The sequence below is a fragment of the Streptomyces sp. NBC_01089 genome, assembly GCF_045162975.1.
In the GTDB taxonomy this organism is placed as follows: Bacteria; Actinomycetota; Actinomycetes; order Streptomycetales; family Streptomycetaceae; genus Streptomyces.
This window is the reverse complement of sequence record NZ_CP108660.1, coordinates 2,825,217-2,838,237: the sequence shown is the minus strand read 5'-3', so window position 1 is coordinate 2,838,237 and position 13,021 is coordinate 2,825,217. Positions and strand designations below refer to the sequence as shown.

The following is a 13,021-nucleotide window of genomic DNA, read 5'->3' as shown; positions in this document are numbered from 1 at the left end:
CAGCGCTGCCAGCACCTCGGGGCGGTAACCCGGCGCCGACGGGGCCGGCGGCTTGGCCTGCTCGGCGCGCTGTCGCTCATGGTGGGCCAGGACGTGGGCGATGACCTCGTCGGGCGTGGGAGCTGATGTAAATTTCCGTGGTGGTGATGTGGGCATGTCCCATGACCCACTGCACGTCGGCGAGGGTCAGGTTCGGATCGCGGACCATCCTCTTGGCCGCGCTGTGCCGAAGGTCGTGCAGGGTCCAGTTCGCGCCGAGCAGCTGGTTGGCACGGGTGAAGACCATCCGGGCCGCGTCGTACTCCAGTGGGCGGAAGGGCCGCCGCAGCGTCCACCACAGCGGTTCCGACGGGTGCTTGGGGACCATGCGGCGCAGTTCTTGCTGGTAGAGCCGCAGCCACACGAACGCGTCGGCGGAGGCGGGAAGGTGTTGCAAGACCTGGTTGCCCTTGCGGACCACGCCGATCGTCTGGTCCCCGGGAGCGACCAGACCCTGCAGGACGCCGAGCAGTTCAGAGGCGCGGGCGCCGGTGGAGATGTAGAACGCGATCAGGGCCCTGTCCCGGTTGTACTTCAACCCGGCGAACAGGTCGTTGAATGCCTGCTCAGGAATGATCCTCGGGGTCGGCTTGGGCTCCTTGGGCTGATAGGTGCCCCGGCGCGAGGGCTGCCGGAACGGCTGCATCGGGTTGTGATGTGCGTTCGGACTCCCCTCGTCGGCAGCCCCGCCCTGCGGGAACGGGTTGATCAGCGGTCGGCCGTGGGTCCCGCGGTGGTACTCGTAAAACGAGCGGATCACCGCGCGAGCGTGCCGTCTGGTCCGAGCGGCATAGTTCTCGCCGGGCGTGGCCTTCCCCGTGACCGGGTTCACCGAGCCCGGGGCGGGTGCGTCGGGACGGCGCCGCCGCGGCGGCTTCTTCGTGGTCTTCAGCCACAGTGCGAAGTCACGGGCCTCGACGCGGCTCGCCAGATGCCAGGGAACGTCCACGGCGCGTAAGAACCGGACCCACGCCAACAACTCATAGGCGTAGGACCGCAGTGACGTCGGACTCGCGTCGTCGGCGAGCATGTGGTGCAGGAATTCACTGACCGCCGCCACCTCGGTGCCATCAGCGTCTACGAGCCGGAACGGCCGCAGAGGGTCATCGGTCTTCTCGACGCGGCCGACCCTCGCCACCTTCAGCGTCGCCACGTCCCGGACCGTCGTGCTCTGCTCTGGCATCCATACCTCCACGGGCCGACCTACTCGACGACACGCGATGAAACCAGATCCACCACCACACGCGCAGTTGCCGCCACCCGCCAGTAGGGGCCACAACCCCCTTGTCGGCACTATGAGTTGACCTCGAAGGGAGCCCAATCTAGTTCGGTCAACGGGACGTTTTCATGCTGGCAAGGGGTCCCGTAGGGCCGGTCGCAGGTGCCGAGCGCGACCTTGCGGAGGCTGAAGTGGTCGCGAAAGTCCTGCCACTCGGTGTCGCTGGGCTCGCGGTACTCCTCGCTGGGACGGTGCGTTCGGCGCTGGTCGACGAACTGCCGGTAGTGGCGGATCACTTCCTCGGGATAGACCGCGACGTAAGCCTGAGTGGTGTTGAGATCGAAGTGGCCAAGGAGCTTCGCGGCGATGTGGATCGGCAGGCCGCCGTTGACGGTCTCCGTCGAGAAGATTCTGCGGAAGTCGTGCGGTGTGAACCTCAGCGGTGTCCCGTCGACGTCGACGATGCCGGCCCGCAGCGCAAGCTCGGTGAGGAACTCGCGGATCCGGTGGGGGGAGATGACCTGCAGTCGGTGCTGGGAGGGGCACTGAAACAGGTGCGGCATCGGTGGGCCGAAGACCCGCTCGTAGCCGTCGTACCGGGTCAGCAGCGGCACTTGATGCGGCGAATGATCCGGGCGAGGACCGCGACCAGGTCCGGGTCGGCGGGGATGACGCGCTCGCGGTCGGTCTTGGACGGGCTGATCTGCAGCAGCGGCACCGTCTCGCCGGTCGGCGCCTGGTACTGACGCGGACTCAGGTGGGTGAGCTCCAGCAGTTCCTCGATCCTGGCCCCGGTGCGTCGCAGAACTTCGATGCTCGCCCAGGTCCAGAACGCGTTGTTCTCCTCGCATTCGGCATCGAACCGCGGCCCCGGTTCACCGACGGGGGCGAGGAACAGCGCGGTGGGACGCCAATGGCTGCCGTCCCTGCCGGTGTCGATACTGCGAGCCCTCAACGGTGAACTCCTCACCAGGCTCAGCGGAGTGGGCTGCCTGCAGCAGCAGCGTGGCACGTTGCAGCCGGGCCTCGGCAGCGCGGACGAGCTGCGGCAGGACGGGGGCCAGGGTGCGGGTGCGCTGCTGCATTCGCGCCTGCCGGTGCCGGGTTTCCTTGATGTAGCCGCGGATGTCGGCCTCGCTGATCGGGCAGGGTGCCGCCCAGGCCGCCCAGCGGGCAGGGTCCTCCATCGACCACTGCGAGAGGTCCAGGTAGAAGGAGCGGACGGCCAGGAACAGGGCGTAAGCGGTGCGGCGAGGTCTCCCGTCGGGCAGGACCCGGACGCGTTGCTTCCATGCCTGGGCCACCTCGTCGGTCAGATTGAGCGAAAAGATCGTGGGGTGGTGGCGTTGCAGGTCGCCCCAGAATACGGCCAGCATCTGGGCGTGGTTGACCAGGGAGCCGTAGTCCAGGACGGCGGATCGCTCGGCGAGGTAGTGGACGAGCACATCGCGGACCGCGCGGTTGGCGATGGGATGGCGGTCGATCAGCTCGGCGGGGGTGAGCTGGCCGCGGGCCTGGGCCTCGCGCAGGGTCGGTGGTGAGTCCTTGAGGCCGCCGACGGCGTGAAGGATGTCGTAGGCGAGGGGCAGGGCCGTCACTGTGCGGCCGTTGTCCCGATGGGCCCGGGCGTAGTCGGTGAGGTCCTCCAGGTCGAAGGTCATGAGGTCTTTGCCGGTGACGATGCTCATGCGGGTGAGCACGTTCAGGGCTTCGGTCGCGTGCTCGTCGCAGCGCTGTCCGCCGGCGCGCTGCTTGAGTTCGGCAAACAGCGCCGGCTGGTTGTGTCGACGGTAGGCGTCGTAGACGCCCAGGAGGCGGCTGCCGAAGAGCCAGCCGTAGGAGGGCCGGATCACCTGGAGGACGATCAAGGTGCCGAGACCGGCGGTGAACCGCGACCGGGTGCCCGCGCTGAGCCCTTGCGGCCCCCAGCCGGAGCCCAGGTCGTCGGAACCGCTCAGCAGCCAGCGGTTCTGCCAGGTGTCGGCGGGGAATCCGTCCAGCCAGTCGAAGATGCGCGTCAGCGAGAGCTGCTGGCGCCAGAGGTTGCGGACGGTCGGCTCGCGCTGCAGGCTCTCGGCCAGGCTGGCGAGCTCATCGCGATGCGCCGTCGCCCGTTCGCTGCTGCGGGTCGTGCTCCTCTGTTCGGGGAGCACAATGGTGAGGAGGGCGGGGTCGCGTGGGCTGACCGGGGTACGGGCGACCCGTCCGTGCCGGGTCATCAGCGGTTCCCGAACACGTCGGCGAGGTCGTCTGGGTCATACGTCCAGCCGGTCAGGGGCTGCGGTGGCGGTTTGGGGCGCGTGTAGTGCTCGTGGACCTTGGTGATGACTTCGTCGATCCTGGGCCTCAGGTAGGTGCTGGTCGTGGTGATGTGTCGGTGGCGCATCACCTGCTGGGCGTCGACCAGGGTGAGGGCCGGGTCTTCGATCAGGCGCAGACACAGGGTGTGCCGCAGGTCGTGCAGCGTGATGTTCGCCCCGATCCGGGCGTTGATCCGGTTGAGCACCGCTCGCAGGGCTGGGTAGGTCAGCGGGTGCGTCGGGCCGCGCAGGGTCCACCACACCGGCTCGTCCGGGGCGGGCCGATGGCCGTCCTGGGCCAGCTCACCGAGGTAGAGGCCAGCCAGGAGAAGGCGTCCGGGGAGGCCGGGCATGCTTCCTTCACCCCGCCAAGGCCCTTGGTCTGCACGTAGATCCGGCCTTCACCCGGGTGGACAACGCCGATCGTCATGCCCAGCATCTCGGCGGCCCGTGCGCCGCTGGACAAGAACATGGAGAACAGTGCCCGGTCGCGGTGGCAGCCCAGCGAGGTGAACAGGTCCTCGACGACATCGTCGGGGACCGCCCGGGGCTCGCGGTCGACCTGCTTCTGCCGGTAGGCGCCCCGGCGGTGCAGCCGGAACGGCTCCAGCGGGTTGTGATGCGCCTCCAACCGGCGCCCGTCACGCGACTGCGGTGGCACCGGGGAGACCAGCGGCCCCTGCCCGGTCTGCAGATGATGGTCGTAGAACGCCGCCAACACCGAGACCGCGTGGTTGATGGTTGCCGGGGCATAGCCCGACTTCAGGTACGGCTTGCCAGTGCGCGCGTTCAGCGGCCCCGGCGCGGGTGCGTCCGGGCGGTGCCGGTCCCGCGCCGGGTTGTGGCACGTCCGCAGCCACAGGACAAAGTCGCGTACGTCCACGCGTTTCGCACGGCTCCATTCGACATCCACCGCGGCGAGGAACCGGAACCAGCGCAGCAGGTCAAAGGCATAGGACCGGCAGGAAGCCGGAGTGTCGCCGCAAGCCAGCAGCTCCCGAAGAAACTCGCTTGCCGGTGTGATCGGCCGCCCGGCGCCATCGAGCACCACCCAGGGCAGCGTGGCGGCAGTGGTGGCCTCCACGCCGCCGACCCGTGTCACCACCAGGCCCGACACTTGGCGTTCGGGTATCACTACACCGTGATCCATCGCATCTCCGTCTCATCGGGCACATCCCAAACGGAGACTCCTCGCCCTCACCACACCGACACGTAGGACACGCCGGTAGTGCGGTCAACGGGTCGGTGGACGGCCTTGCCCGAGTACGACATCCGGAAAGCGAACAGGTAGCAGGTCACCAGCTCGCCGGCCAGTTTGACCGTGACGTCCCCGAAGTCGACCTCGGCCTCGGCGCCTGGCCTGTGGGTCTGCGGGATAAATGCGTCGACCACACCCTTGCCGGCTTCCAACCGGATCTCCTGGCGGCGGGCAGCGACGTAGCCACGGACCATCTGGTAGGAGATGTCGGCGCCATGCTCGTCCAGCAGCCGGTCGTAGATTCGCTTGACGGTGTGCCGCTGCTTGCGCGGTGCGGTCAGATCGGCCGTGAGGATGCCGTCGATCACAGGCTTGTAAGGGTCCAGCCGTGTCTCCCGCGGCTCCATCTTCTTCCGAGGCTCTGGTAACGCCGAGATCAGGGCCTTCTGCACGGTCTCGAAGCCGACGCTGTACTTCCGCATGAGCGCCCGCAACGACATGCCGCCCCTGGCGTCACGGCGGATCGCCGCGTACAGATCGACCCTGGACTTCGGCAACACCCGGGCCCCCTCGTCGTGCAGAGCACAACCATGGTCCCGAAGCAAGCACCGAGGTGTTCTCGAAACTCGGCGACACCACTCTCCCGTGAAACCGGGCGTTCCTGCCGTTGAGCATCAGACGCTCTTGAAACTCACCAACAAAGCCAGGCACCCGCCGCCCGGTGAAGGGCGCGCAGGCGGGGAGAGGGCTGGGGGGAGAGACAGAGAGACCCGGCGCACCGGCGGAAACAGGCGGAGACCCGGCGCAGACAGGGAGAGAGCCGGCGGCGTCAGGACCGCCGGCTCTCCCGGTTCGTGGTGCGCGTCCCGTCAGGCGGCGACGCGCGGCAGCTCACGGCCGGCGGCGAGCCCGCCCAGCCAGACCGCGGACGGCTTGGCCGTACGGGCGAAGGTCTCCGGGTCGACGGAGATCAGGCCGAACGTGGGCCGGTAGGAGCCCCACTCGTAGTTGTCCAGCGCGCTCCAGGCCAGATAGCCCGCGACGTTCACCCCGTCCTCGATGGCCGCGCCCACCGCGCTGAGCGCTCCGGTGTAGTAGTCGATCCGGCGGGTGTCGTCGGCGGTCGCGATGCCGTTCTCGGTGACCACGAGCGGGATGTCACCCGCGATCTCCGCGGTGTGGCGCAGCGCGTGCCCGACGGCTGCCGGGTAGTACTCCCACTGCGTCAGGGTCCGCTCCGCGTCGTCCGGCGCCGGGACCGGGCCGTCCTGGCCGATCATGGTCCGGGTGTAGGACTGCACACCGATCCAGTCGTCGCCGCGCGCGGCCTCGATGAAGACGTCCTCGCGCGGGTGGCGGTAGGCGGCCGTGACGTCCTCGGCGCCGGGCAGCGCCTGGTAGACCTGGTTGGCGACGGTCCAGCCGGCCTGGATCTCCGGGTTGATGGCCTTGACCTCCCGCACGGCCGCGTGGTGGGCGGCGATGACCGCGTCCGTGGTGTCGGCGTCGGGCGTCGGCAGACCGGCCGGCGGGAAGCCGTCGTTGCCCGACTTGGCGAGCCCGGCCATCACGGCGATCATGTTCGGCTCGTTGATGGTGCAGACGTGGCGTACCCCCGTACCGATCACGGGCGCGGTGGCCGCCACGTACCGGGCGAAGAGAGCGACGGCGCCATCGGCGGTCCAGCCGCCGCGCTCCTCGAACCAGCGCGGCACGGTGAAGTGGTGCAGGGTCACCATCGGGCGCAGGCCGCGCGCGATCGCGCCCTCGACCATCCGCCGGTAGTGGGCGATCTCGGCCCGCGAGAAATGGCCTTCGGCGGGCTCGATCCGGGCCCACTCGATGCTGAACCGGTAGTCGGTGAAGCCGAGTCCGGCGAGCAGGTCCATGTCGTCGGACCAGCGGTGGTAGCTGTCGCACGCGTCCAGGCTCGGCTGCTCGACGTGCTCGGTGGCACTGTGCTCCTTGGCCCACCAGTCGCTGTTGGTGTTGTTGCCCTCGATCTGGTGGGCGGCGGTGGAGGCCCCCCACAGGAAGCCCTCGGGGAACGGGGTCGGGGTGTGCGTCATCGCTCTGTCTCTCTTGTGCGTACGTGAGGGGGGTGGGGGAGCCGGTGTCGGCCGGGACGCGGCGGGCTACTTCATCCCGGCGGTCGCGATGCCCTGGGTGAAGTGCCGCTGGAGCACGGCGAAGACGAGCAGCACGGGCAGCACCACCAGGAGGGACCCGGCCATCAGCATGCCGTTGGAGCCCGCCGACTGGTTGGGGTCGGTGGCGAACGTCGCCAGGGCCACCGGCAGCGTGTACTTCCCGGGGTCGTTGGTCGCGATCAGCGGCCAGACGAAGTTGTTCCAGGAGCCCAGGAAGGTGATGATCGAAAGGGTCGCGAGGGCGGGCTTGACCAGCGGCATCACGATCCGCCAGAAGATGTACCACTCGCGGGCGCCGTCCATCCGGGCCGCTTCGAGAAGCTCGTCCGGGATCGACTGCATGAACTGGCGCATCAGGAAGACCCCGAAGGCGCCGGCGGCGAAGGGCAGGACGAGACCCGCGTACGAGTCGATCAGATGCAGCTTGCTCATCAGCACGAAGAGCGGCAGCAGCATCAGATTGCCGGGCACCATGAGGGCGCCGAGTACCAGCGCGAAGACCTTGCTGCGTCCGGCGAACCGCAGCTTCGCCAGCGCGTAGCCGAGCATCGAGCAGAAGACCAGATTGCAGACGGTGACCAGCACCGCCACGATCAGCGAGTTGAGGAAGTAGAGCGGCAGGTCCAGCTTGTCGAGCAGCTCGCTGAAGTGGGTCAGCGTCCAGGTGGTCGGGATCCAGACCGGCGGGCTCGCGCCCAGCTCCTTGTTGGTCTTGAAGGCGGAGAGCGCCATCCACAGGAAGGGCGCCGACATGACCAGCAGACCGGCCGAGAGCAGCACGTACACGAACGGCTTCTTCAGGCGTGCGCCGCCTGTGGCACGGATGTCGCTCACTTGGTGTTGTCCTTCAGCAGTCGGAGCTGGAGCACCGTGATGCCCATGATCACAACGAAGAGGACATACGCCATCGCGCTCGCATAACCCATGTGGAAGAAGTTGAAGCCCTCGCGGTACATGTCCAGCGAGACCGTCAGGGTCGAGTCCGAAGGACCGCCCTGGGTCATCACGAACGGCTCCTCGAACACATTGAGATAGCCGATGGTGGTGATCACGGTCGCGTACAGCATTGTCGGGCGCAGCAGCGGCACGGTGATCCGGCGGAACTCCTGCCACATCCCGGCGCCGTCCAGCTTCGCGGCCTCCCGCACATCGGCGGGGATCGCCTGGAGCCCGGCGATGAAGAGCACCATGACCGTGCCGACGTTGCGCCAGACGGCCATCGCGATCAGCGAGGGCATCGCCAGCTTCTGGGAACCGAGGAAGTCCGGTGCGGTCAGGCCCACTTCGGAGAAGAGGCCCGAGATCAGACCGTCCGACGGGTCGAGCACGAAGCGCCACACGACGGCGACGGCCACGATGCTGGTGACCACCGGCGCGTAGAAACCGATCCGGAAGAAGGTCCGCGCCCGGTCGATGCCGTTGTTGAGCAGGACGGCGACGGCGAGGCCCAGCACGATCGTCAGCGGCACCCCGATGACCACGAAGTACGCGGTGTTGAAGAGCGACGTGAGGAACTTGTCGTCGCTGAAGAGGTGCGTGTAGTTGTCGAAGCCGATGAACTTCGCGCTGAGCGGGTCGGTGACATTGCGCAGCCCGAAGTCGGTGAAGCTCATGACGAGCGTCGCGACGATCGGGAAGGCCATGAAGACGCCGAACAGGACGAGGAACGGGGTGGAGAACAGCCAGCCCGCCGCGTTCTGCACGCCCATGGCCCGGCGCCTGCCGCCCGGCCGCCGCCCCGACGGCCCGGCGGCCGGGGAGCCCGGCCGCGCGGCCCCCGGTCCCGCCTGCTTGCCGGCCGTCTCGGCGGCCGGACCGGTCGTGGTGCTCATGTCGCCTACTTCACGAGACCTTCGATGTCGGAGTGGGCCTTCTTCGCGGCTTCCTCGGCGGACGCCTTGCCCTGGGTGACGGACTCGATGGCCGTGTCGACCTTCGAGGTGATCTCGGTCCACTTGGGCTGGACCGGCGACGACCGCGCCGTCTTCATCTGCTCGCCGTAGACCTTCAGGCTCGGGTCGGTGGCCAGCTCACCGGTCTGCCACGCCGAGGTGTTGGCGGGCAGGTCCTTGGACCGCTCGAACCAGTCGGCCTGGCCCTTGGTGCCCGTGAGGTACGAGATGAACTCCTTGGCCGCCGCCTTGTGGCCGCTGTCCTTGGAGATCGTCAGGCTGGAGCCGCCCGCCATCGAGACCGACGCCTTGTCGGCGGGGATCTTCGCCACGGCCCACTTGCCCTTGAGCTGCGGCTGGCCCTCGTCGATCATGCTGGTCTGCCAGGGGCCGCCGAAGAACATCGGCACCGAGCTGTTGCCGAAGTCCTTGATGACGTCGTAGCCGGGCTGGACGCTCTTCTTGATGAGGCCCTTGCTGAAGTACGAGCCGTATTCCTTGAAGGCCCGGACCGAGGCGGGGCTGTCGATGACGATCTTGCCCTGGTCGTCGACGATGCCGCCGCCTGCCGAGTACAGGAACGGGTAGAAGCTCTGCACCGTGTCCAGGCCGCTCGGCTGCGCGTAGAGGCCCCACTTCGTGCCGGCCTTCTGCTGGTAGGCGGAGGCGAGTTGCTCCATTTCCTTCCAGGTGGCGGGGGCCTTGGTGATGCCGGCCTTCTTCGCGAGGTCGGTGCGGTAGTAGAGGACGCGGGTGTCGACGTACCACGGCACGCCGTACGCGGTGTCGTCGACGACGCCCTGCTTCCAGGAGGCGGGGAAGAAGTCGCCCTGCTTGAAGGTCTTGGTGTCCACCGGCTCCAGCACACCGAGGTCGGCGAACTCGCCCATGTAACTGCCGCCCATCTGCGCGATGTCCGGCATGGTGCCGGCGGCGGCAGCGGAGACCAGCTTCTGGTGGGCGACGTCCCAGCCGACGGGCGTGACCTTCACCGTGATGTTCGGGTGCGCCTTCTGGTACACCTTCGCGACGTCGGCGAGCTTCTCGCCCTCGGCGCCCATGGCCCAGACGGTGAGCGTCTGCTTCTTGTCGGCGGCGACGCTCCCGCCACCGGAACTGCCGCATGCGGCAAGAGTGAAGGCCGACGCGATGGCGACGGCGGCCGATGCGGTTCTGGCGGCGCGGTGCATGGACGGCTCCTCCTTGAGCTTCCCGATGTATGCGCTGTCTGTAAGCGCATACATAACTGTGTGGCACGGGCCTGGCGGGTGGCAAGGGGGGATCTGGTCACACTCGCGTAACGGGCGCGGCGGCCGGGGGGCTGTGCTTTAAGTAAGTTATGCCGGAACTTTGCACATTAAAAGCAATAGTGACCGATTTCGCTTTTGGTGGGGGTGGGGTGGGGGTGTTGGTGTTGGTGGGAGGTAGGGAGCGGGGGGGTGCCTCTATGTCTTTCGTCAAGGCACTCCTGCCGGGTTTGGGGTGGTTCGGGGTTGCTGGGGTTATGCGGCGAGTTCGATGTTCTTCGGTGTCCGGGGTTCGTAGAAGGTGCCGTCGCGGAGCATGGCGAACAGGACGCTGATGCGTTGGCGGGCGAGGCGGAGGAGGGCCTGGGTGTGGGTCTTGCCGCGGGCCCGTTGCCTGTCGTAGTAGGCGCGGGAAGCCCGATCGGCGTTCATGCAGGCGAAGGCGGACAGGAACATCGCCCGTTTGAGTTGCCGGTTGCCTCCTCGGGGTGCGTGTTCGCCGTGGATCGAGGTGCCGGACTGCTTGGTGGTGGGGGCGAGTCCGGCGTAGGAGGCGAGGTGGGCGGCGGTGGGGAAGCTGGTGCCGTCGCCGACGGTGACCAGCAGGACTGCGGCGGTCCTGACGCCGACGCCGGGCATCGACGTCAGGACCGGGGAAAGAGGGTGAGCCTCCAGCAGGGTGTTGATCTGGGCTTCCATCGCCCGGCGCTGGGTGTGGACGGCGGTCAGGGAGGCGGCCAGAGAAGGGATGACGATGTCGAGGGTGCCGGTGCCGGGGACCACGACGGTCTGTTCGTCGAGGGCGTCGAAGACGTCGTCGATCAGCCGCTGGGCCATGCGCGGGGCTCTCGGGCGGATCAGCTCCACGAGTCTGCGTCGGCCGGCCTTGCGCAGGGCGGCCGGGGATCCGTAGCGCTCCAGGAGCCAGGTGACGGCCTGGTGGTCGAGGCGGGGACCCAGAACGCGCTCCAGGCTGGGGTGGAACTGGGTGAGCAGGCCGCGTATCCGGTTGGACGTGCGGGTGGCCTCGGCGGCGAGGTCCTGGTCGAAGCCGACAAGGACCGTGAGTTCGGCGGTGATCTCGTCGGTCAGCTCCAGCGAGCGCAGGGTGTGCGGCATGGTGCGGGCCGCGTCCGCGATCACGGCGGCGTCTTTCGCGTCGGTCTTCGCCTCGCCCGGGTAGAGGTCGGCGATCCGCCGCATGGCCAGGCCGGGCAGGTAGGCGACGCGGCAGCCCGCGTCCCTCGCGACGGTCAGCGGCAGGGCGCCGATGGAAGCGGGCTGGTCGACAACGACGAGGACGGTGCCGAACTTCGCGGCCAGTTTGTCGAACACGGCCCGCAGCCTGGGTTCGCTGTTGGGCAGGGGCTTGTCGAAGACCTTCTTCCCGGCCGGGGTGAGTCCGTGGCCGTGATGGGCACTTTTGCCGACGTCCAGGCCCAGGAATACGCCGACATTTTCAATCTCGGACATCGTGCCCTTTCCGGGGTGTTGACGGTGCCGGCCTCGGCTCGGGTGTCGTGCTCGCGCATCCACGTTATGCAGACCTGCCGCCCGCGAACTGTCCGGCATTGCGCCGGGCCGGACGGTGGCCGGACCTCTGATCAGCGTCTCCGACGGACACCTCTCGGGCCCGGTGAACACCACCCCCCAGGTCATGCCTTCGACAGGGGGCAACAGTCATGCCGGGCCCGGAGGCCAGCGGCCCCATTGCGGAGCCGCGGAAAACATAACGGGGCAGGGGTCGGGGGACACGGGGACGGGGCAGCGGGTGTCGAGGTCGTTAGGGTCGCGCGCATGGGTGCTCACTTCACGCACGACTTCCCCTTCGACCCGGCGTACGGCCACAGCCTGGACGACCTGCGGCGCGTCGGGGTCCCGGCGGCGCCGGGGGACTTCGACGCGTTCTGGCGGTCCAGGTACGAGGCCGCCCTCCGGGTCGACCCGGCGCCGGAGGCCGGCCGGCTGGAGGAGGAGCGGGACGGCGTACGGATCTTCGCCGTGACCTACACGTCGGTCGGCGGCGTCCGGATCGGCGGGCGCCTGGTGCTGCCCGCCGAAGGCCCGGTGGAGCACGGCTTCGTCATCGGTCATGGGTACGGCGGACGGGACGCGGCGGGCCCCGACGTACCGCTGCCGTTGCCTCGGTCGGCCGCGCTGCTGCCCTGTGTGCGCGGGATGGGGGACCGGAGCCTGCTGCCCGGGATCCCCGCGACGGCCGACGCGCACGTACTGCACGGGATCGGGTCGCGGGACACCTATGTCATCGGCGACTGCGTGGCGGACCTGTGGTGTGCGGCGTCGGCGCTGCTCGCGCTGGTGCCGGAGCTGGACTCCCGGGGCGGGCCTGGGCTTGGCTCCGGGCCTGGTCCTGGCCTCAGCCCCAGCCCTAGCCCTAGCCCTGGCCTCGGCTCCAGTCCTGACCCCGTCCCCGTCCCCGGCCCCCGGCTCGGATATCTGGGGGAGAGCTTCGGCGGTGGGCTAGGGGCGCTCGCGCTGCCCTGGGACGCGCGGTTCGCGGCGGGCCAGCTGACGGTCCCGACGTTCGGCAACCACCCGCTGCGGCTGACGCTGCCGTGCGTGGGGAGCGGCGAGTCGGTCCGTACGTACCACCGGTCGCACCCCGAAGTCACCGGCGTACTCCGGTACTTCGACGCGGCGACCGCGGCCACGCGGATCCGGGTTCCGGTCCTGGTGGCGGCGGCGCGCTTCGACCCCTCGGTGCCGCCGCCGGGACAGTTCGCGGTCGTCAACGGGCTGGCGGAGCAGGGGGAGTTGCGGGTGCTGTCAGCAGGACACTTCGAGCACCCGGGCGCCGAGGCCGAGGCGCGGGAACTCGCCCTGGCCAAGCGGGAGTTCTTCGCGAGGCAGGCGGTCTGAGGCGGCTGTCCTGTCCCTCAGCCGGCCGGGCTCTCCGGGGTGCGGGAACCGGCCGGGCCGGAGGCCGCTGTCGTACCGGAGACCGCTGCCGTACCG

General features: G+C 68.8%; 12 protein-coding genes and 1 pseudogene. 1 reads left to right on the top strand and 12 read right to left on the bottom strand.

Annotated features, from left to right (window positions below):
* Positions 1 to 76 precede the first annotated feature (76 nt).
* The 12 genes and pseudogenes from OG510_RS12445 to OG510_RS12390 all read right to left on the bottom strand — a co-directional run bounded on the left by OG510_RS12445 (position 77) and on the right by OG510_RS12390 (position 11,518).
* Entirely contained in the window at positions 77 to 1,222 is a 1,146-nt protein-coding gene (locus tag OG510_RS12445) for a tyrosine-type recombinase/integrase (RefSeq protein WP_406136835.1), read from the bottom strand.
* Between the two features lie 110 nt (positions 1,223 to 1,332).
* A complete protein-coding gene (locus OG510_RS12440; protein ID WP_406136834.1) occupies positions 1,333 to 1,872 on the bottom strand; it encodes a tyrosine-type recombinase/integrase in 540 nt (179 codons plus the stop codon).
* Positions 1,860 to 2,213 carry a hypothetical protein gene (locus OG510_RS12435; RefSeq protein WP_406136833.1) on the bottom strand — a complete coding sequence of 118 codons (354 nt, stop codon included), beginning with the start codon at positions 2,211 to 2,213 and terminating at the stop codon, positions 1,860 to 1,862. Before OG510_RS12435 ends, OG510_RS12440 begins: the two co-directional genes overlap by 13 nt.
* Positions 2,134 to 3,477, bottom strand: a complete 1,344-nt coding sequence (locus OG510_RS12430; RefSeq protein ID WP_406136832.1) for a hypothetical protein — start codon at positions 3,475 to 3,477, stop codon at positions 2,134 to 2,136. The genes OG510_RS12435 and OG510_RS12430 overlap by 80 nt, the downstream gene beginning before the upstream one ends.
* Positions 3,477 to 3,764: a hypothetical protein gene (locus OG510_RS12425; RefSeq protein ID WP_406136831.1), complete on the bottom strand. Its 288-nt coding sequence runs from the start codon at positions 3,762 to 3,764 to the stop codon at positions 3,477 to 3,479. Before OG510_RS12425 ends, OG510_RS12430 begins: the two co-directional genes overlap by 1 nt.
* Positions 3,765 to 3,784: 20 nt before the next feature.
* On the bottom strand, positions 3,785 to 4,708 hold the full coding sequence (locus OG510_RS12420) for a tyrosine-type recombinase/integrase (RefSeq protein ID WP_406136830.1): 924 nt from the start codon (positions 4,706 to 4,708) through the stop codon (positions 3,785 to 3,787).
* Between the two features lie 313 nt (positions 4,709 to 5,021).
* Positions 5,022 to 5,313: pseudogene (locus OG510_RS12415) on the bottom strand (IS21 family transposase); the annotation flags it as partial.
* 312 nt (positions 5,314 to 5,625) lie between these two features.
* A complete protein-coding gene (locus OG510_RS12410) occupies positions 5,626 to 6,825 on the bottom strand; it encodes a glycoside hydrolase family 1 protein (RefSeq protein ID WP_406136829.1) in 1,200 nt (399 codons plus the stop codon).
* A 66-nt stretch (positions 6,826 to 6,891) separates the two neighbouring features.
* On the bottom strand, positions 6,892 to 7,740 hold the full coding sequence (locus OG510_RS12405; RefSeq protein WP_406136828.1) for a carbohydrate ABC transporter permease: 849 nt from the start codon (positions 7,738 to 7,740) through the stop codon (positions 6,892 to 6,894).
* On the bottom strand, positions 7,737 to 8,738 hold the full coding sequence (locus tag OG510_RS12400; RefSeq protein WP_406136827.1) for a carbohydrate ABC transporter permease: 1,002 nt from the start codon (positions 8,736 to 8,738) through the stop codon (positions 7,737 to 7,739). The genes OG510_RS12405 and OG510_RS12400 overlap by 4 nt, the downstream gene beginning before the upstream one ends.
* 5 nt (positions 8,739 to 8,743) lie before the next feature.
* Positions 8,744 to 9,988 (bottom strand): sugar ABC transporter substrate-binding protein, encoded by a 1,245-nt coding sequence (locus OG510_RS12395; protein WP_406136826.1) that lies wholly within the window; start codon positions 9,986 to 9,988, stop codon positions 8,744 to 8,746.
* Positions 9,989 to 10,300: 312 nt separating this feature from the next.
* Positions 10,301 to 11,518 (bottom strand): IS110 family transposase, encoded by a 1,218-nt coding sequence (locus OG510_RS12390; RefSeq protein ID WP_406136825.1) that lies wholly within the window; start codon positions 11,516 to 11,518, stop codon positions 10,301 to 10,303.
* Positions 11,519 to 11,842: 324 nt separating this feature from the next.
* On the opposite strand from OG510_RS12390, the gene OG510_RS12385 reads away from it, so the two are divergent.
* Positions 11,843 to 12,925, top strand: a complete 1,083-nt coding sequence (locus OG510_RS12385) for an acetylxylan esterase (protein WP_406136824.1) — start codon at positions 11,843 to 11,845, stop codon at positions 12,923 to 12,925.
* The last annotated feature ends 96 nt before the right edge of the window (positions 12,926 to 13,021 follow it).

Bases quoted from the DNA above. Each gene is read 5' to 3' on its own strand.
- OG510_RS12410 (WP_406136829.1), bottom strand. From the start codon at position 6,825: ATGACGCACACCCCGACCCCGTTCCCCGAGGGCTTCCTGTGGGGGGCC.
- OG510_RS12420 (WP_406136830.1), bottom strand. From the start codon at position 4,708: ATGGATCACGGTGTAGTGATACCCGAACGCCAAGTGTCGGGCCTGGTG.
- OG510_RS12390 (WP_406136825.1), bottom strand. From the start codon at position 11,518: ATGTCCGAGATTGAAAATGTCGGCGTATTCCTGGGCCTGGACGTCGGC.
- OG510_RS12385 (WP_406136824.1), top strand. From the start codon at position 11,843: ATGGGTGCTCACTTCACGCACGACTTCCCCTTCGACCCGGCGTACGGC.
- OG510_RS12395 (WP_406136826.1), bottom strand. From the start codon at position 9,988: ATGCACCGCGCCGCCAGAACCGCATCGGCCGCCGTCGCCATCGCGTCG.
- OG510_RS12430 (WP_406136832.1), bottom strand. From the start codon at position 3,477: ATGACCCGGCACGGACGGGTCGCCCGTACCCCGGTCAGCCCACGCGAC.
- OG510_RS12400 (WP_406136827.1), bottom strand. From the start codon at position 8,738: ATGAGCACCACGACCGGTCCGGCCGCCGAGACGGCCGGCAAGCAGGCG.
- OG510_RS12445 (WP_406136835.1), bottom strand. From the start codon at position 1,222: ATGCCAGAGCAGAGCACGACGGTCCGGGACGTGGCGACGCTGAAGGTG.